The 19,835-nt window shown below is 45.6% G+C and carries 17 protein-coding genes; 5 read left to right on the forward strand and 12 right to left on the reverse strand.

Annotated features, from left to right (window positions below; all coding sequences use genetic code 11):
* Positions 1–68: 68 nt before the first annotated feature.
* The 3 genes from VN447_RS01785 to rfbA are packed head-to-tail and all read right to left on the reverse strand — an operon-like array spanning position 69 to position 1,782.
* Positions 69–338, reverse strand: a complete 270-nt coding sequence (locus VN447_RS01785; RefSeq protein ID WP_325522195.1) for a sugar nucleotide-binding protein — start codon at positions 336–338, stop codon at positions 69–71.
* Positions 339–346: 8 nt separating this feature from the next.
* Positions 347–901, reverse strand: a complete 555-nt coding sequence (gene rfbC / locus VN447_RS01790; protein WP_325522197.1) for a dTDP-4-dehydrorhamnose 3,5-epimerase — start codon at positions 899–901, stop codon at positions 347–349.
* The gene (rfbA, locus tag VN447_RS01795) at positions 898–1,782 is read right to left on the reverse strand and encodes a glucose-1-phosphate thymidylyltransferase RfbA (RefSeq protein WP_325522199.1); all 885 of its coding nucleotides are present in this window, start codon (positions 1,780–1,782) and stop codon (positions 898–900) included. The genes rfbC and rfbA overlap by 4 nt, the downstream gene beginning before the upstream one ends.
* Before the next feature lie 248 nt (positions 1,783–2,030).
* Between rfbA and VN447_RS01800 the strand changes: the two genes are divergently transcribed.
* Positions 2,031–2,699, forward strand: coding sequence for a uracil-DNA glycosylase (locus VN447_RS01800; protein WP_325522201.1), 669 nt, complete (start codon positions 2,031–2,033; stop codon positions 2,697–2,699).
* 126 nt (positions 2,700–2,825) lie between these two features.
* The gene (locus VN447_RS01805; RefSeq protein WP_325522203.1) at positions 2,826–4,322 is read left to right on the forward strand and encodes a DASS family sodium-coupled anion symporter; all 1,497 of its coding nucleotides are present in this window, start codon (positions 2,826–2,828) and stop codon (positions 4,320–4,322) included.
* Between the two features lie 121 nt (positions 4,323–4,443).
* On the opposite strand, the gene VN447_RS01810 is transcribed toward VN447_RS01805, so the two are convergent.
* From VN447_RS01810 to VN447_RS01830, 5 genes are all read right to left on the reverse strand, one after another.
* Positions 4,444–5,307 (reverse strand): NAD(P)/FAD-dependent oxidoreductase, encoded by an 864-nt coding sequence (locus VN447_RS01810; RefSeq protein WP_325522205.1) that lies wholly within the window; start codon positions 5,305–5,307, stop codon positions 4,444–4,446.
* A 17-nt stretch (positions 5,308–5,324) separates the two neighbouring features.
* Complete coding sequence (locus VN447_RS01815) at positions 5,325–6,332, reverse strand: aldo/keto reductase (RefSeq protein WP_325522208.1); 1,008 nt, start codon at positions 6,330–6,332, stop codon at positions 5,325–5,327.
* A gap of 9 nt (positions 6,333–6,341) precedes the next feature.
* A complete protein-coding gene (locus tag VN447_RS01820) occupies positions 6,342–7,412 on the reverse strand; it encodes a tetratricopeptide repeat protein (RefSeq protein WP_325522210.1) in 1,071 nt (356 codons plus the stop codon).
* 156 nt (positions 7,413–7,568) lie between these two features.
* Positions 7,569–8,309 (reverse strand): response regulator transcription factor, encoded by a 741-nt coding sequence (locus VN447_RS01825; protein WP_325522211.1) that lies wholly within the window; start codon positions 8,307–8,309, stop codon positions 7,569–7,571.
* A gap of 18 nt (positions 8,310–8,327) precedes the next feature.
* Positions 8,328–9,548 (reverse strand): sensor histidine kinase, encoded by a 1,221-nt coding sequence (locus VN447_RS01830; protein ID WP_325522213.1) that lies wholly within the window; start codon positions 9,546–9,548, stop codon positions 8,328–8,330.
* A 317-nt stretch (positions 9,549–9,865) separates the two neighbouring features.
* On the opposite strand from VN447_RS01830, the gene VN447_RS01835 reads away from it, so the two are divergent.
* Positions 9,866–12,271, forward strand: a complete 2,406-nt coding sequence (locus VN447_RS01835) for a glycyl radical protein (protein ID WP_325522215.1) — start codon at positions 9,866–9,868, stop codon at positions 12,269–12,271.
* A 95-nt stretch (positions 12,272–12,366) separates the two neighbouring features.
* Complete coding sequence (locus tag VN447_RS01840) at positions 12,367–13,269, forward strand: glycyl-radical enzyme activating protein (protein ID WP_325522217.1); 903 nt, start codon at positions 12,367–12,369, stop codon at positions 13,267–13,269.
* 92 nt (positions 13,270–13,361) lie between these two features.
* On the opposite strand, the gene VN447_RS01845 is transcribed toward VN447_RS01840, so the two are convergent.
* The 4 genes from VN447_RS01845 to VN447_RS01860 all read right to left on the reverse strand — a co-directional run bounded on the left by VN447_RS01845 (position 13,362) and on the right by VN447_RS01860 (position 17,892).
* The gene (locus VN447_RS01845; protein ID WP_325522219.1) at positions 13,362–14,012 is read right to left on the reverse strand and encodes a histidine phosphatase family protein; all 651 of its coding nucleotides are present in this window, start codon (positions 14,010–14,012) and stop codon (positions 13,362–13,364) included.
* 111 nt (positions 14,013–14,123) lie between these two features.
* Positions 14,124–15,221 (reverse strand): 3-phosphoserine/phosphohydroxythreonine transaminase, encoded by a 1,098-nt coding sequence (gene serC, locus VN447_RS01850; RefSeq protein ID WP_325522221.1) that lies wholly within the window; start codon positions 15,219–15,221, stop codon positions 14,124–14,126.
* A gap of 396 nt (positions 15,222–15,617) precedes the next feature.
* Positions 15,618–17,039, reverse strand: coding sequence for a CCA tRNA nucleotidyltransferase (locus VN447_RS01855; RefSeq protein ID WP_325522223.1), 1,422 nt, complete (start codon positions 17,037–17,039; stop codon positions 15,618–15,620).
* 13 nt (positions 17,040–17,052) lie between these two features.
* A complete protein-coding gene (locus VN447_RS01860) occupies positions 17,053–17,892 on the reverse strand; it encodes an ABC transporter ATP-binding protein (protein WP_325522225.1) in 840 nt (279 codons plus the stop codon).
* Positions 17,893–18,051: 159 nt separating this feature from the next.
* On the opposite strand from VN447_RS01860, the gene VN447_RS01865 reads away from it, so the two are divergent.
* Positions 18,052–19,758, forward strand: a complete 1,707-nt coding sequence (locus VN447_RS01865; protein ID WP_325522227.1) for a bifunctional diguanylate cyclase/phosphodiesterase — start codon at positions 18,052–18,054, stop codon at positions 19,756–19,758.
* Positions 19,759–19,835 lie beyond the last annotated feature (77 nt).

The raw sequence follows: 19,835 nt of genomic DNA on the forward strand, positions 1-19,835 counted from the left end.
ATATCCTCTATATTTATATATTCGACAAGTGCATCCTGCCAGAGACGGAAGTTATTTGCTATTATAGTTTAAACAAGCAGCAGCAACGTTACGGGTACCAAACATATTAACCTGAAAGCTTCATCTTGTGCTGTTTCTGCAGCATCAACAGCAGTGTAAGCCCCGGCATGTATAACAACATCCGGTAATATCTGATTGAAAACGTCAATGACCTGTCGCTCAATTGTAACATCCATGTCCCTTGATCCCAATATAAACATTTGTCCGGTATATAAGTGTGCTAAAGAAGCAAAAGCCTTCCCTAGCTGCCCTGTGCCGCCAGTAACAACTATTCTCATACTGTCACCTAACGATATACCGGCAGATACTCTACCGCAATGTCTCTAAGTTGTAAATGCTGTTTATCCTTTTCCGATAAGGTAGGATGCGATATAGGCCAGTTTATTTTTAAATCCGGATCATTCCAAAAAATTCCCCTTTCACTTGGTGGTGAATAAAAGTCTGTACATTTATAGGCAAACAAAGCCGTTTCACTCATTACGCAAAAGCCGTGTGCAAAGCCCTCTGGTACATACATCTGGCGCCGGTTTTGTGCGGATAAAATTATACCAACCCAGTGGCCAAAGGTAGGCGACCCGTATCTTATATCTACGGCCACATCAAAAACTTCTCCTTGCAATACATACACCAACTTACCCTGCGGATTAGGCTGCTGATAATGAAGCCCCCGTAGAATTCCTTTTGTGGACAACGATAAATTATCTTGAACAAAATTGGTTGGGATATCCCACTGTAAATAACGGGCTGAGTTCCAAGTTTCCATAAAAAAGCCCCTACTATCTTCAAATACCTCAGGTTCAAAAATCTTTACATCCGGCAAAGACGTTTCATAACACCTCATTGAGCGGCCTCCCCCTGTGCCAGGTTTAATAGATATTCGCCATAACCATTATTTCTGTAGGAGTCGGCAATTTTTAATAATTGCTCAACAGAAATATAGCCCATACGGAAAGCAACTTCTTCAGGACATGCTATTTTTAATCCTTGTCTTTGCTCAATTGTTTCAATAAAATTTGCTGCCTGAAGAAGTGACCTATGCGTTCCTGTATCAAGCCACGCAACCCCCCGCCCCAAACGCTCAACTTTGAGTTGACCTTGCCTGAGATAAAGTCTATTTATATCGGTAATCTCAAGTTCGCCTCTGGCACTTAGTTTGAGCGCTTTCGCCATATCAACTACCTGATGATCATAAAAATATAGTCCTGTTACTGCATAGTTCGATTTAGGCTGTACCGGCTTTTCTTCAATGCTTATAGCTCTACCCGTTTTATCAAACTCAACTACACCGTAGTGTTCCGAATTGTTGACCCTATACCCAAAGACAGTTGCGCCTGCTTCCTTACTGGCCGCTTGTTGAAGTTTGACCGCAAGGCCATCACCATAAAAAATGTTGTCCCCTAACACTAGGCTGCAGCCTTTATCCTCAATAAAATCCTGCCCAACAATAAATGCCTGGGCAATCCCCTCCGGATAGGGCTGCGCTGCATAACAGATATTTATCCCCCATTGTGTTCCGTCTTTGAGAAGCTGCTCATATAACGGCAAATCTTGCGGAGTTGAAATAACCAGTATATTAGATATCCCTGCCAACATAAGCGTAGTTAGTGGATAATAGACCATAGGCTTGTCATAAATAGGCATCAATTGTTTGCTTATTACTTTGGTCAACGGATACAACCTTGTACCGGAACCGCCGGCCAAGATAATTCCCTTCTTGATCATACTCAACACTCCTAGCCGTTTATCCGATGACTAAGTCACTCTAAGACTCCCGCTTTTGTAAGCGGTAGTTAATAGCGTCTAAGTCCCTGGATAAGGTCGACTAAACTTCAGACGGGGTTAAAACCCCACCTGAAGCTAAGTCTCACTTTATATTACTGGCAAAAGAATTATATCCTAGGATAGTTTTTGGCGGTTTCCCCTAAAGGAGTTCTTTATTGCAAAGCGAAATGAACTAATGAGGTGATATCATGACACATGACGCTCACGAACAGCTTGAGCAGTCGCTCCTTGCCTGCGCCGCATGCCATCTGCGTCAGGACGCCATTGGCCCGACCTCCTATAACGGTACGCCGTACAGTCCGTTGGTCATTGTCGGTGAAGGACCGGGCGGGGTCGAGGATGAGTATGGCGTACCCCTGGTAGGCCCTTCGGGCCAACTGCTAGATAAAGCACTGACTAGTGTCGGCGTTACCCGGGATAAAATATATACCACTAATGTAATTAAATGCCGTCCCAGAAACAACCGCACACCCACTGTTGAAGAAGGGCAGTTTTGTGCCCTTACCTGGCTTGACCAAGAGCTGGCTCTAGTCCAGCCTAAGGTTATCATTGCGCTGGGCAGCGTGGCTTTAAAGTATCTGATGTCTCCTAATGCCCGCATCACCAAAGACCGCGGCCAGTGGTTCACGACCAAGTACGGTATCCCTGCCATAGCAACTTACCACCCGGCCTACCTCCTCCGCCTTACTGGCAAAGATTTGGTTAAGGGTAAGTGGGAAGTATACTATGACCTTAAAGCAGCTGTAGAAAAATGTTTGGAGTTAGCTCCCGAATATACGTTAAAATCGCCTGAACCGCCTGATTTGCTGGCACTATACAGTGGAAGGCGCGAAGAGCGAAGAGTTGCACTACGGTAAACAGTCATTGGCTGTATACCTTTTTTTTTATTATATTTTCAATAATTATGTATACTCAGTATAATCGGCAGGATTTTATAATATGAGTGGTTAAGATGTAATAAAAAATTAAAGGAGGAATCATCTATGCCTACTTCGGTTAGCCCACTTACTTCGCTAGCACCTGAGCCGTTTATGAAACGTTACGGTCTAGCCATAAGCCTTATTGCACTGCTGATTATTATGATCCTGCCCACGCCTGACGGCCTACCGGTAGCCGGACAGCGGATGCTCGGTATCTTACTGTTTTCTATTATCATATGGATGACTGACGCCATTTCGTATCCGGTCAGCGCAGCCATTATTATGGCACTTATGTCCTTTTTACTGGGAATGTCTCCGGATGTAGCCAACCCTAAAGAACTGCTGGGTACAACTAAAGCGCTTACGCTGGCACTCGGCGGGTTTAGCAATACAGCCCTGGCTCTTGTCGGCGGCGCGCTGTTTATCGCGGCAGCCATGATGCAGACCGGGCTGGACCGCCGTATCGCCTTAGTGGTACTTTCCAAGATCGGCGCTAAAACGAACCGCGTTCTTGCCGGGGTTATCCTGGTTGGCTTTATTCTAAGCTTCTTTGTCCCCAGCACGACTGCCCGTGTCTCATGTATGGTACCTATTGTCATGGGTATTATCCTGGCGTTTGGAGTAGATAAAAAGAGCCGGTTTGCTGCCGTCATGATGATTGCCACCGCGCAAGCCGACAGCATCTGGAACGTTGGCATTAAAACAGCGGCCGCCCAAAACATGATTGCTATGGGCTTCATCGAAAAGCAACTTGGCAAATATATTACCTGGCTGGATTGGTTCGTTGCCGCTGCCCCCTTTGCTCTAATCATGTCGATTGTCTTGTATTATGTGCTGCTCAAGCTTATACCGCCCGAAACAGAAGAGGTTGCAGGTGGCAAAGAAGCGATCGCCCGCGCTTTAAGCGAGCTTGGCCCTATGACACTGTCTGAGAAAAAGCTAATGGCTATGTCGGTCCTGCTTTTGTTTTTCTGGTCCACTGAAAAAATCGTGCATCCCTTTGATACTTCCTCCACAACCATTGCCGCCATCGCCCTCATGCTCCTGCCCGGTATTGGGGTCATGACCTGGAAACAGGCTCAGGAGAAAATCCCCTGGGGTACGCTCATTTTATTTGGCGTCGGCATCAGCCTGGGGTCAGCGCTGCTTAGCACTAAAGCAGCCGCTTGGCTGGCTAAAATTATTGTTGGTCTGTTTGGCCTGCAGACTATGCCGGCCCTTATTATCCTGGCCGTTATTGCCGCTTTCCTCATTATTATCCATCTTGGTTTTGCCAGCGCTACCGCTTTGGCTGCTGCCATGATTCCTATCATTATTACTATCTTGCAAAGCGTCAAAACACCGGGGATCAATGTGGTCGGTATGACCATGATTTTGCAATATGTCGTCAGCTTCGGTTTTATTCTGCCGGTAAATGCCCCGCAAAACATGGTGGCCTATGGTACCGAAACCTTCGAGGTGCGGGACTTTATTAAGACAGGTATTCCGCTTACCATTATTGCTTATTTGCTTATTCTACTTTTAGGTGCTACCTATTGGAAGTGGCTGGGCTTGGTATAAAGAGCGACTTAGTAAAACAAAACAGCGAGATCGCCACGCTGAGCTTGCGATGACGGGAAGTACACAATCCGGGGCCGTCATGCGAAAACAGTGCTGCAATCTCGCTTTTTTTCATTGTGGCTTATTTGTCAATATAAGTAATGGCACTAAGTACCGCAACCAGTCCCTCACCGGTGGCTTTGGCAATCTGCCAGGGTTTACCTGTGCAATCGCCTGCGGCAAACACACCAGGAATATTTGTTGACATGTCCCGATTTACCTTAATCACTTCACCATCAAGTTCCAGGCCTGGCAACAGGTTTTCAACCGGGTCAGACTGACGCATGATAAATACGCCATGGACTTTCAATTCTTCTTGATCAGTTACCAGCTTCTCTACCTGGCCATCACCGGCAATTGCCTTAGGCTTGGCTGACAGCACCTTAACAGGTGAACGCATATGGCCAAAGTCGCCTTTATACTGCGGCAGATAATACACGTTACGGCAGAGCTCTCCCAAAAAGGCTGTCTCATGTTCACCCTCTTGAGTATAGGAGATGACTGCTACATCCCGCCCTTCAAACATACGCCCGTCACAGGTAGCACAGTAGCTGACCCCTCGCCCAAGCAGATCGCGTTCCCCTTCAAACAGCAATGTACTCACTACGCCTGTAGCAAAAATAACAGCCTTGGCTTCATACGTATTTTTGGGCGTGAGAAGGGTAAACACGTCGTCTCCCGGAAATACGTTGAGCACTTTTTCCTTAATAAGTGTAGGCCCATGTGCTAGCGCATGACCGGCAAAATGCTGCATTAAACCTTTGCCAGTTACCTCTGGTAATCCCAGGTAATTGTCTACTAAATGGGCTTTTTGCAGCTTCTGGCTAAAATCAAGATGTTCAAACAGCGCGATATTTTTGTTGCGGATGCGCCCTGTCAGTACTGCAGACAACCCAGCCGGGCCGCCGCCAATAACGGCAATATCAAACTTATTGTCCTCGGCCATATCCATTCCTCCTTGTATTAACCGAGGTCTTGGGCCACTTTCTTCATACGTTCACGAATGGGCAGGTTGTATGGACAGCGGGCTTCACACTCGCCGCATTCGACACACTCAGAAGCTTTGACCTTAAGACCTTTATACCGCTCCGGAATTGCGGTCTTCATATCATATCTTGTATATTGAAGGTGTAAAATAAACATGGCCGGAATCTCAATTCCTACCACACAAGGCGTACAGTACCCACAACGACGGCAAAAATTAGAGCCGAGTGCTTCCGCTTCGGCAGTCAGTTTCGCTGTTTCCTCAGCATTCAAAGGAGTAAAGTCTTTCGTCGGTGCCAGATTCTGTTCAATGTGTTCAACCCGATCCATGCCCGGAATTGCCACAACATCATCGTGCTGAAGAACAAAACGTAAAGCTAAATCAACATGATCAATCAGTCCGCCTCCCAGCGGCTTCATTACAATAACACCTACATCCAGTGATTTGGCTAACGGGAACAGCTCTTTCGCAGCACCTTGCTCGACACAATTGAAAGGCACCTGCACAGTGCTGAACTCACCGGTTTTAACCGCCCTGACCAGTAAGTCGAGATTATGCCCGGTTATGCCGATATTTCGAATTTTTCCGGCTGCTTTGGCCTCTTTAAGCGCTTCAAGCGCCCCACCCGGGGACATGATCTCGTTCCACTCCTGCTCTGCCTTGACATTGTGAAACTGATACAAATCGATGTAATCTGTCTTCATGGCTGCAAGACTAAGGTCAACGTCATGAGCCATGGCTGCTTTATTTCTAGCCATACTTTTAGTAGCAAGATAGTATTCACTACGCCGGCCAGACATATGTCTGCCGATTTTTTCCTCGCTGTCAGTATAGGCTCTGGCTGTATCAAAAAAATTAATGCCTGCATCTAATGCAGCGTTAAGCACCTCGCCAGCTTCTTCCATAGTGCAACGCTGCACCGGCAGTGCTCCAAAACTGATAGGCGTAACCATAAATCCGGTACGCCCTAAGCGCCTTTTCTCCATAACTTCCTCCTATTGCAGTTGAGTTTCACCTGTTGTTTTAGTTAATTCCTGCAAGCGCTCACGGGCGTGGGCTGCTTCGGGTGCATCCTGATTGGCACCTGATAAAAAGTTCTTATAGGCAACAATAGCCTCATCCTTCCGGTTTTGAACTTCACAGCAGAGCGCCTTATTGTGGTAGGCAAGAACGTTACCGGGATTCAGTTCGGCCGCACGGGTAAAATCAGCGATGGCTTCGTCGTAAGCCTTTTGAGCAGCTTGCGCCACGCCCCGGAAAAAATACGGTCTGCCGTCTTCGGGGTCAAGTTCAATAGCACGGGTAAAGTCGGCTACAGCCTCACTGGTCTTGCCTTGCCCCAGATAAATGGACGCCCTGACGGCAATGGCTTGAATATGATCAGGCTCTAGCTCAATTACTTTATTGTAATCGGCCAAGGCCTCTTCATTCAGACTTAATTCATAGTAGGCTTGTCCCCGTTTAATCAGCGCGCCGGTTTCTTCAGGAAACCGCTCCAGTACCTTACTGTAGTCGGCAATGGCGACCGAATATAGATTGCGGCCAACATATGCATCGCCCCTGTTTAAGTATGACCCCATATCTTCGGGTTCCAGTTCGATGGCTTTATTGAAATCATCAATAGCATGCTCCAGCATCCTGTTGTTGAGATACAATACACCACGGTTGGCATAGTTAACCCAATCGCCTGGTTCATAAAGCATGGCTTTGGAATAGTCCAGAACGGCATTTTTTATATCATCAAGCATGGCATAAGCGCTGCCACGATAAGAATAGTAAGCAGCTTTTTTGGGGTTAAGTTCAATTGCCTTGGTGTAATCAGCAAGCGCTTGTTCAAAGTCGCTGGCAACAGCGGCTACTACTCCGCGCCAATAATAAGCGTCACTGTTATTCGGGTCTTCTGCCAGCACCTTAGTGCAGGCCGCCACTATGTCGTCTGTTTGACCGGCTTGGTACAGTTCATACATTTGCTCCCCAAACTGGTTGTCCTCCGTACCACCGCAGCTTGAACAGCCACAGTCGCAAGCCGCACATGCGGCTTCATCACAACCTGTATCTTTATGCATATTAAACATCTCCCTTTCCGAATGTGCAAAATTGAATTACTATTAATTACTATATAATGTTCGCGTTTTCCATCTCCAACACCTGCTACTATTGCAAAAATTTGGGGACTATTAAGGCAACTTTCTGGCTGCTTTTAATATATAGATATCCTTATATTACTTGTTAATCATTTGTTTGTACTTGTACGGAGGCTGTTTTTCATATTTCAAGAACACTTTGTTAAAATAAGACGGGTCGGAAAACCCTAATTCTGCTGCTATTCGATAGATAGGATAATTTGTATCGGCAAGCAGTTTTTTTGCTTTTTCAACTCTCAGTTTCATAACATAATTGGAAAAGGTTATGCCCATTTCCTTCTTGAAATATCGACTAAAGTATTGCGGGTTTAAGTGTACGAGTTCTGCCACAGCATTGAGCTTTATTTCTAAACAGTAATGGCGTTCTATATAATTTAATACGCTTTTGAGGATGTCTCTTTCAGTACCAGTGCTACTCTGACCTTTACTTACCACTGATATAGCTTTAGTTAATGAAACAATAGCTGAATCAATAGCCTTTACTAACTCCTCAGGTCTTACAGGTTTTAAAAGATAATCAGCAACTCCGTTTTTTATAGCTTCCTGTGCATAGTCAAATTCACTGTATGCTGTTAAAATAATAGTCTTTACATTGGGTACAATTTTTACTATTCGTTTCTGAGCCTCAAGACCAGATATTTCAGGGATTCTAATATCCATGAGGATTATATCAGGCCGATAAAGCTTGGCTTTCTCAATTGCTTCGGTTCCGTTTTTTGCATCTTCTAAAATATCAATATTGAAATACTGTCTCTGAATTATTTTTCGCAGTGCCCTTCTTTCTAATGGTACATCTTCTACAATCAGCAGTTTATACATTTTAATACCGTCCTCTTATCAAGAATACTCTTGAACACAAGGAATACGAATGGAAACGCAGGTACCAACATTAGGCGCACTTTCAATTGTCAGCCCACAGCGCTCGCCGAAATAGTGCCTCAGGCGGTCATATGTGTTTACTAGACCAATTCCCAACTCTTTATTTGAATTTATTCCTGTTTGGCGTATTAAATTCAGTACTTCACCCTTAATGCCTTTACCATTATCCGTAATTTTTATTTCTAATTCACGCTCTGAAATCAGCCGTCCAACAATTTCTATTTTTCCGCCCTCCCTTTTGGTCTCAAGTCCGTGGATCATGCTGTTCTCAACAATAGGCTGCAGAATCATTGACGGAATTCGGTAGTCCATAATAGACTCATCAATGTCAATTTCATAACTTATTCTATCACTATAACTTTGGCTTTGGATAAATAGGTATTTATTTATATTGCTGATATCATCACGAATTTTAGGGAAATTATCCTCATTTTTTAAGTTATATCTTAATAGATCAGACAAGCTATAGATCAATTCCTCAGTTTGCGACGCATTTTCAAGCAAAGCCATACGGGCAATTGAATTCAACGTATTAAACAAAAAATGAGGATGCATTTGAGCCTTAATTGTTTTCAGCTTCATTTGTCTTGCCTTTTGTTCAAGCAGTATTTTCTCTTGCGCCTCCATCAGTAATTGCTCTTTCGCTAGTCGGTTGACACCTATTTGATCTATATAATTAGCCAACAACGAATAGCATTCGACAGAGTCTTGCAATTGTTCACGGGAAATTACCGGAATAAACTCAACTGCCACCTTGAGTACATCGAGCGAAATGTCAAATTGTCTAGAGATTCGTTCTATATCAATTGAGTCTCTGGTTTTTTCGCCTTTAAGCAGTACTTGACCGCCTAAGACAGAGCCCACATGATAATCGTTTACTATTATCGGAGCGGCACAATCAATAAGCCCGGTATGACATGTATAGATTCTGCGTTGTTTTTCTTCCATGGCTAACCGGCCAGCTTGCCGGTCACACACCATACATTGCTGAGAGCCTTTGGGTGAGGAACGGATGAGCCTGCAAAAAGGGATGAAGTTACTGATTTTTCCGACAGGAATCCCTTCCGTGTCTGTGGTTATTTGGGGGATATCAATTAATTTCCCCATTTTTTCCTGAATACCGTGAAGTGTATTCATATCAATAATATCCGTTAATTTCATTTTTTCCGCTAGCTTCATCGTAACAGGCCCTCCTTATCTTGCAAATAAGCAATTGGCAACTAAGTTTCAGACTGTTAGATCAACTTGTTAATTCATTGAATATTATAGCATTTTTTCAGGGATATCGAATGGATTTTATTGCTAATTTATAAAGATCATTTTTTTACACTTTTTCTATGCTCACAGCAATTATCTTTTAATGTAAGCTTCCTTGAATAGTCAAAATAGTACAATAAATAGAGTAGATATATTCCAATATTAGGTCAAAATAATCAAAATTACTTTTTATACTTAGTGCTAGAATTAAACTACATCATATAAGGGAGGTAAAAATAATGGCAAGTCCGGCGATCAAGTTTGAACCACAAAAAACTCCTTCGGCTATTTCGTCCCGCGCAGGTTTATTAAAAGATCGATTATTAAGCATTACTCCTGAAATTTGCTATGAACGTGCCGAACTAATCACTGAATCTTACAAAGAGACAGAAGGGATGCCGATTATTTTACGGCGGGCCAAAGCTCTTGAGAAAATTTTGGAGAAAATGGTTATTCGCATTCAGCCTGATGAACTGATTGTTGGCAATCACACGCCCAAACCGCGCAGTTCACCTATTTTCCCTGAGTTTTCTTTTGCTTGGATCGAAGCTGAATTTGATCGTTTAGCCCAGCGTGCCGGTGATGTATTTTTAATCTCTGACGAGTGTAAAGAAAAATTAAGTACCGTTTTTAAATATTGGCAAGGTAAAACAACCCAAGAATATGCTGCTAATCTTATGCCCGCAGACGCCAAAGCAGCTCAAACCAACGGTGTGTTTACGGTCGGAAACTACTTTTTCCTTGGCGTTGGCCATATTTGTGTAGACTACGGCATGGTTCTGCAAAAAGGCTATTTGGGTATAAAGGCTGATGTCCTTAAGGAAAAACTCAAGCTTGATCTTACCAATCCGGAAGACTTAAAGAAATCACAATTCCTGCAGGCAGTTGAGATTGCTTGTGACGCCGCAATTAGTTTTGCCGCCCGGTTTGCAGATGAAGCTGAAAAACAAGCCCAGACTGAAACCAATGCCCAACGTAAACAGGAATTACTGACAATTGCCGCAAACTGCCGCAAGGTTCCGGCAAACCCTGCACAAACCTTCTATGAGTCATTGCAGTCCTTCTGGTTCGTCCAGCTAATCATTCAGTTAGAATCAAATGGTCATTCTATTTCCCCCGGCCGGTTTGATATGTATATGTATCCTTATTACAAAAAAGATGTTATGTCGGGTAAACTGACGCCAGAACAGGCTATGGAATTAATCGAATGCCTGTGGGTAAAATTCAACGAGATTAATAAAGTTCGTGACGAGGCTTCTACTAAAGCCTTTGGCGGATATCCCATGTTCCAGAACCTAATTGTGGGTGGACAAACCACCGATGGCCGCGATAGTACTAACGAATTATCTTACTTATGTCTGGAAGCTACCGAAAATGTTCGTCTTCCTCAGCCATCACTGTCTATTCGCTTTCATCAGGGCACGCCGCAGAAGTTCTTGATTAAATCCAGTGAAGTCGCTGCTCTGGGTCTAGGTATGCCTGCGATGTATAATGATCATGTCATTATTCCTTCGCTAGCCGCCAGAGGAGTATCTTTGGAAGATGCCCGTGATTATTGTGTCATTGGTTGTGTTGAACCGCAAAAAGGCGGTAAGACCGAAGGTTGGCATGACGCGGCTTTCTTTAGTCTGGCAAAATGCCTGGAGTTGGCATTAAATGACGGTGTTGATCCTATTTCCGGCGTTCAACTGGGCCTCAAGACTGGAACACTTGCGACAATGCCCACTTTTGATGAGGTTATGGATGCTTACCGCACACAAATAGAGTATTTTGTTAAATTGCTGGTCATTAGTAACAACTGCTGCGATATTGCTCATGGCAGCATATGTCCATTACCCCTCTTGTCCTCCATGGTTCAGGATTGTGTAGTCAAAGGCAAGTCTCTGCAAGAAGGTGGCGCCCATTATAATTTCACCGGGCCGCAGGGTGTTGGGGTAGCCAATGTCGGCGATGCACTAGTAGCGTTAAAGAAACTGGTTTATGCTGAAGAGGTCATTAGCAGAACAACGTTAGCTGATGCACTCAATAAAAATTGGACCGGCTACGAAAATGAACGTCAGGTAATGTTAAACCAAGCGCCTAAGTTCGGCAATGATGATGATGCCGCTGATGAACTTGCCCGCTTAGCTGCTCGAATCTATTGCGAAGAAGTTGAAAAGTATACCAACCCGCGCGGCGGCCAATTCCAGGCTGGACTATACCCTGTTTCGGCCAATGTTCCTTTAGGCGCAGTCGTTGGAGCTTTACCTGATGGACGACTCTCTGGCACACCGCTCGCTGATGGCGTTTCTCCGGTATCTGGCCGGGATATTAAAGGCCCAACGGCTGCCGCTAAATCTGTAGCCAAACTTGACCATGAGATTGCGTCAAACGGTACTCTGTTTAACCAAAAGTTCCTTCCCAACGCCTTAAAAGGTGAGGCTGGTCTAGGAAATCTCGCAGCCCTGATACGCAGTTACTTCAGTCTGGGCGGCTTACATGTACAATTCAACGTCATTAGTAAAGAAACACTGGAGGACGCTCAGCGTAATCCGGAACAATACCGCGGCTTGGTAGTCCGGGTCGCAGGGTACAGCGCCTTCTTTACCTCTCTTGACAAGAGCCTCCAAGAAGATATTATCGCCAGAACTGAACACGATTTTTAGTAGCAGAAAAAGTTTTGGGAGCAGATTCTTTTCTGCTCCCAAAACTATCAACTAAGTATTTGTTTTTTACGGCAACGGGAGGGAGGGAATCTACTGTGACAGGTGTAATATTCGACGTTCAACGCTTTACCGTTCATGATGGTCCTGGCATACGAACGGCGATCTTTATGAAGGGGTGCCCTTTGCGGTGTGCCTGGTGTCAAAACCCAGAGTCAGTGCGTAAAGAACCGCAAATAACATATTTTCCGTCGCAGTGCATCCGGTGCGGTAGTTGTGCTAAAGCCTGCCCGGTGAAAGCGGTAAGACCTGCTGGCAAGACGCTTATTGAGAAAGTAAACCTGACTTTATGCAATCACTGCGGGGCATGTGCCCAGTCGTGTTGCTCCGGCGCGCTACAACTAATTGGTCAGGTTGCCACTGAAGAAGAACTCTGTGATATCGTGATGCGTGATGCTATCTTTTATCAAAACTCAGGTGGCGGAATCACCTTTACCGGCGGCGAGCCAACCTACCAACCGGAGTTTCTGACCGCCATGGCTAAGCGATTTAAACAACAGGGACTACACTTGGTTATTGAAACCTGCGGCCTATTTCATTGGGATTCTGCTGTAGAAGCTTTTTCACTAATGGATATTATATATCTGGATATAAAACATGCTAATGCCGAAAAACACCAACTACTCACCGGCGAAAGCAATGCCCTTATTCTACAAAATGCCCAGCGCTTGGATCAACTGCAAAAACCAATCCGGATTCGTGTTCCGCTTATCCCAGGCCTTAACGACAGCCTTGAGGACTTTGGCGAGACTGTCCGCTTTGCCGCACGCCTCAATAACTTAGAAAGAATACAAATATTGCCCTACCACAAGTATGGCATATCCAAATATGAGCGTATTGGTTGGGGATATCCATTAACCGAGCTTGAGCCTCCGCCTAAGAGTCACGTTGATTCATTGCTGGCGTTGGCCGAGAGCCACAAGGTCGTTTGTACTTTGTAGCACCGCTTAAATACATATGAAACATAGCAGAGCAATCAAAATCGGTCTTCTAAGATGCTCCTTCATGGGCATCCTAGAAGACCGATGGCGTTTTATAGTCCTTTTTGTTCTATTCCGCTAAATAAGAATCCCAAGTGTGTTGTTGAGTTCATAAGTACCAGCCGCCACTTACCATCCTGGTATTCGAACACGTTAATGCATGTATTGTCTTGTTTTATCTGCCAGAAGTGTGATAAATCAATATCCAATATATCGCACAGCACGGCTTTGTTAACCGCGTCATGAGCAACAACCAGCACTGTTTGACCCTGATGCTTTTCGGCCAATTCACGGAATGCTGCCATGGAACGGTCACGAACAGCCGTGATATCTTCCCCGCCTGGTCCAGGCATGGTAACACCTACTACAGTACTCTTCCATTGGGCTAAAAGTTCCGGATAGGTTTTGCCAACATCATCGCTTAACAGCCCCTCCCACTCGCCATGGTGAATCTCTAATAACCGACTATCGGTATTAACCGGTAACCCATGGGAAGCCACACACATCATGGCTGTATCCACAGCCCGAGATAGCGGGCTGGCATAGCAAACATCAATTGAAACATCCTTAAGAGCTTTGGCTGCCTTTTGTCCCTGCTCTCTCCCGAACGCGGTGAGCGGTGTATCAATTTGGCCTTGATAGCGGCCTTCCTTATTCCAGGTAGTCTCACCGTGGCGGACTAATATAAATCGGGTGATTGCCATGTTTTCCTCCTTAAACTATAACGGGCCGTTACCGGAACGCTACTAGTATTTTCTTATTCATATTGCTACAACAAAGTAAATTTTTACTGTGGCAGTAGAGCGTTCCCTATTTTATGCGTTTTCCTTTTGAAAGGCAAGCATGAGCTCGCGTAGGGCCTGGCAGGATTCATAAGGCACGGCATTGTAAACAGATGCCCGGCAGCCGCCCGCAGAGCGATGTCCGGCCAAACCGACAAATCCTAGTTTTTTCGCAGTATCAAGGAACTTTTTCTCCAAATCTTCATTGGCTAGGCGGAACGTAATATTCATTAGAGACCGTGCGTCCGGCTGAGCATGACCAATGTAAAAGCCGTTGATGTCATCGATGACATCATAGATAAGTGCTGCCTTTTGCTGATTTTGTTTGTAGATCGCGGCTGCTCCTCCCTGCTCTTTGACCCACTCCAGCATAAGTTTTATCATATAGATACTGAAAGTGGGTGGCGTATTGTACAAAGAGTTGTCTTTGGCATACGTTCCATACCGGAGCATTGTCGGAACTTTTTTGTTGGCTTGTTCCAATAAATCACGGCGAATAATCACTACAGTTACGCCAGAAGGGCCAAGGTTTTTTTGCGCTCCGGCGTAAATCAGGGCAAACTTGCTGACATCAAACGGTTTTGACAAGATGTCACTTGACATATCCGCAATGAGCGGTACAGTCCCGGTGTCAGGGAAATCCTGCCACGCTGTACCATAAATGGTATTGTTGGAAGTAATGTGCAGGTAGGCAGCGTCAGCATTGTATTTCAATTCCTCAACTGCCGGTATACGGCGGTAGTTGCCCTCCTTGGCTGAAGCGGCGACAAATATCTCGCCCAGCTGCTCAGCTTCAGCATAGGCTTTCTCAGACCAGACTCCAGTCATGACATAACCCGCTTTTTTACCTGTCGGCAAGAAGTTCAAGGGCACCATAGCAAACTGGAGGCTGGCGCCGCCTTGCAGGAATAGAACCTCATAGCCTGCCGGGATCGCCAGCAGTTCTTTTAATAGCTCAATTGCCCTGTTATGTACTGCCTCATAATCTTTGCTGCGGTGGCTGAGTTCCATAACCGACATGCCTGTTCCGTTAAAATCAAGTAGTTCTTCCTGCGCTTTTTGAAGGGCTGTAAGCGGCAGCGCAGCTGGTCCGGCATTGAAGTTGTATACTCTTTTACTGTTCTTTTCCATAAAAATCACCTCATAAAAATCTCGCCCCTACATGCAAATATTATGTATGGGGCGAAACAGATATCTCGCGGTGCCACCCAGTTTAGACCTAACAGCACAGCCAACTCCGCATAAAACAAAAAACCCTCATCCCCTACAGGGACGAGAGCTATTCCCGCGTTGCCACCCATGTTGCCTTCCGGCCAACTTTTGCCGCTATACCGGGCGGACCCGTCAGATTCATCATAAGCCACTCCCAGGCGGAATTAATCATTACTCACACCAGCTCACACCAACCGCTGGCTCTCTGAAGATTGTAACCAATTAACTTCCTGTTCATCATGTTACGCTATTTAACTTGTTTTCGATTATACATTATGCGCCGACCGCAGTCAAGTGTATTTTACCGAAAAACTATCAAAAACATTCCTGCTGTTTTATAAACATGCGCCGAACACGAGCGTCAAGGGCAGCAGTAAGCGCGGCGTGTGTATTGTTTAACCGTCCGGCTTGAATTCGCTCCAACAGATTCTGCTGAAAGCGGCCAACGCCAGGGCCTCCGCCAATCTTGGCGGCAATTTCCTGTCCGCTCAGCCTAAGCTGCGCTGGAAAAAATGGTACCTCAAGCAAAATCTCGCTAGCGATTTCCCTGACGGCTTTTAGCCCGGCCATATCACTTTGAGTGTGCCCGGCCAACCGATCGGCCTGATGCAAGGTAAACAGCTGCACCAAAGCGGCATTAAATTGACTGCAGTTTTTAAAGTCACCAGCCAAACGCTTGAGCCATCTTAGCACAGCTTTACGCTCAGCTTCCGGGAAAACCAGATGATTGCGAATGAGCCATTCCACCCGTTCGACCATCTGACGCTCTACCCGTAATCTTGCCAAGATAGCCGCGGCTGCCTTAGCCCCGGCTTTATCATGACCGGGATCAGACGGCTGGCCCTCCCGATTCATAGTACGTACTCCCGGCCAACCTTTAGCAACATCATGCAATAGCGCACTCCAGCGCAGGACGGCCTCCGGCGGTATCAACTCAACAGTCGCAAGCGTATGCCGCCAGGCATCGTACAGATGATATTTCGGGTTTTGCGGTAATCCGCTAAGGTGCTCAAGCTCAGGCAGAATAGGCACAGCATATGCCTTCCCCTGTTCTTTGGCCTGACATTTAGCCCCCAGCAACCCTGTTTTAAGCAGTACGCCAAAACCCTGTGATGAGAAGTCAGCAATCAGCGTTTTCTCGATCTCAGTCCGTACTCGCTCGACTGACAAACCACTCACCCGGCCCAGGTTGGCCGAAATAGCAGCCATTGTGCCACTTTCCAGGTTAAACCCAAGGCGGGCGGCAAAGCGGGCAGCCCGGAACATCCGCAGCCCATCCTCGGCAAACCGTTCATGCGGGTTGCCTACTGTACGAATAATCCCAGCTGCTAAGTCTTCCTGCCCTCCAAACAAATCGATAATACGGCCGTCAGTCCCCATAGCCATGGCATTAATCGTAAAGTCGCGCCTGGCCAGATCCTCTGCCAGACTCACCCCGAGCTCAACTGTTTCCGGTCGGTGACTGTCGGTGCCATAACGTTCACTGCGAAATGTCGCTACCTCATAGTTATGATCGCCGGCCACAATGATCACCACACCAAAAGCAGCCCCCACAGTGATAGCCCGCCAGCCCTGACGCGCTGAAATAGCTACGATCTCCTCCGGGATTGCACTGGTAGTCAAATCGATGTCGACAGGCTGGGAACCGCGTACTATATCCCGCACCGCGCCGCCCACAATGTATACCTCATAACCGGCAGCCTCAAGCGCCTTCATAATCTTTCTGGCTGTTTCCATAGAGTGTACTCCTTTAGCCGTTGACACGTCGACCAGTCAATTCAACAAATACATCCTCCAGATTCGTATGCCGCAGTGTTGTATTGGTTGCCAATGTCCCGGCAAACGCCGCAGCTTCACTCCGGCTGGCAAAGAAGCGATATTGCGTACCTTCGCTCTCTGTCCATTCCACCACATAGTTGCCTAACCGTTCACATAACAACCTTGGACTGTTGAGCGCAATTAGCTGCCCCTTTTCCATGATGGCAACACGCTGGCAGAGGCTTTCAGCCTCTTCAATATAGTGGGTAGTCAATAGCACCGTTAACCCATCAGCATTCATACGACGAATAAGATCCCACAAACGCCGTCTCACCTGGGGATCAAGCCCTACAGTAGGTTCGTCCAGAAACAAAACCTGCGGCTTATGCAGGAGTGCCCGCGCGATCATCAGCCGCCGTTTCATACCACCTGAAAAAGTATTCACCATATCATTGCCGCGTTCTGTAAGCTCGACATAATCCAATAACTCTTCAATACGCTGTTCCCTCAGTTCGCTGGACATATGGTGCAGCCGTCCATGTAAATCCAGGTTTTCCTTGGCTGTCAGATCAATATCAAGATTTAAGTGCTGAGGAACAACGCCAATAACTGATTTGACGGCTAGCTCATCCTGTGGCAGCCGCCAGCCGTTAATTGTAATATTACCGGCTGTTGGCCGGGTAAGCATGGTCAGAATTCGTATTGTCGTAGTTTTACCGGCACCGTTAGGACCAAGCAAACCAAAGGTTTCTCCCTGTTCAATCGTCAAATTCAGGTTATTTACTGCTATTCGCTCACCGAATTTTTTTATTAACCCTTGAATACAAATCATAAGTAACCTCGCAAAATGTTAATGGTGATATTTTCAACAGCAGCCGCGCCAACTCCTGCCTGGTATATTTTTTCGTCCGGGACAAAAGTCCTATATAGTCAAATTAGTACCAATGTTATGATAAATTTACGTGACAAAAATCAGGAGGTAAATCCGGGTGTGACTCAACTTGAATCCAACTATAACGAATTTCAACAGATATTTAATGCAGCTGCTGACGGCATGTGTGTTATTGCCCGTGATTTCACTGTGCTGAAAGTAAATGATGCCTTTACTGCGATGACCGGCTTCACACGCGAGCAAACTATTGGGCAAAAGTGTTATACGTTAACACCTAATCCGTACTGCCAAACCCCGTCTTGCCCCATGCTTCGCATTGCTGATTCCCTGCAATGCATTGATTTTGATATTACTTTTAAAAACGGCGTCGGGGACGAAATAGATTGTATACTAACAGCCACACCGTTACTAAATCCCTCACGCGAGCTAACAGGGATTGTTACATATATCAAAGATATTACTGAGCGCAAACGTCATGAACGCGAGCTTATTACCACTAATCAAAACCTGGAGAAAAAGGTTATCGAACGCACACAAGCGCTTAAAGGCCAGGAAGATCAGCTTGTTAGGCTGCTATATACCGATACGCTAACCAGCCTCCCTAACCGCTTACGCTTGCTCCGGGATGTTGCCAAATCTAAAGTACCTGTTGTAGCACTTATTAACATTGATGATTTTGAACAAATAAATAACTTTTACGGTTATGCTGAAGGTGATTTTATTCTCGTCAGCCTGGCACGGCTGCTATCGGATATTTTACCTAACCCCGCTTATGCACTTTATAAAATGCATGCGGACGAATACGCAATCTTTCTTGATGCTCAGACTGCAGCCAATTTGCCTGCAATTTTAGATAATTTTGAAGGACTGGCCAAGCATATTGCTTCAACTATTCTTACAACCCGGTTTTCCACAAACCACCAGGAAGTCCTTTTACGGGTAAGCACCGGCATAGCCTTCACAGCCAGTGCCGATCCTAAAAGTCTGGTTATCAAGGCTGACATCGCCCTGCGTGAGGCTCGCGCGCAACGTAAGCCTTACCTCTTTTTTAGAGAAGCTGATGGCATAGACGCCCGCTACCAGGATAATATCAAATGGGCGAAATTACTGCAGGAAGCCATTAAATATGACCGTATTGTTCCGTATTTTCAGGCAATATATAATCATCGAGATCCTAATAACCGTCATTACGAAGTACTTGCGCGGCTGGTGGATAATCGAGGGAAGATTATCTCCCCTCACCAGTTTCTCGACGTTGCCAAAGCTACCAGACAATATCCGGCCATAACGAAAGCCATTATCCAAAAATCGTTTTCGGTATTCAAACACCTCCCTAACGAAATATCCATCAACCTCGATGTAGAAGATATGCTGGATCTTCAAACAACCACTATGATTCATGAACTGCTGGAGAAATATAACATGACCCGAAAAGTGGCTTTTGAGGTATTGGAAAACCATAGTCTGGAAAGCCACACTGCTGCCGTTCAATTCTTAAAGAACCTTAAAACGTCTGGCTGCAAATTGGCTGTCGATGATTTTGGCTCAGGTTATTCCAACTTTGCTTATGTACTGTCGCTTGACTTTGATTATCTGAAAATTGACGCCTCTCTCATCAGAAATATTGATCAGGATGCCAGTTCACAATCCATTGTCAAAAGCATTGTTGCCTTTGCTCAGGATATGGGCATTAAAACAATCGCTGAGTTCGTCCACTCTGAGTCAGTATTTACGACTGTCCAGAAGTATAATATTGACTTTTCTCAAGGTTATTACATAGCCAGGCCTGGTCCACAACTTGCTTAGTGACAAGTAGCAACAATGCAATCCCCGGAGAGTTTTGAAAGCTTCTCCGGGGATTGTAGATTTAAAGCTGACCTCCC

This window comes from Sporomusa sp. (assembly GCF_035561155.1).
Taxonomy (GTDB): domain Bacteria; phylum Bacillota; class Negativicutes; order Sporomusales; family Sporomusaceae; genus Sporomusa.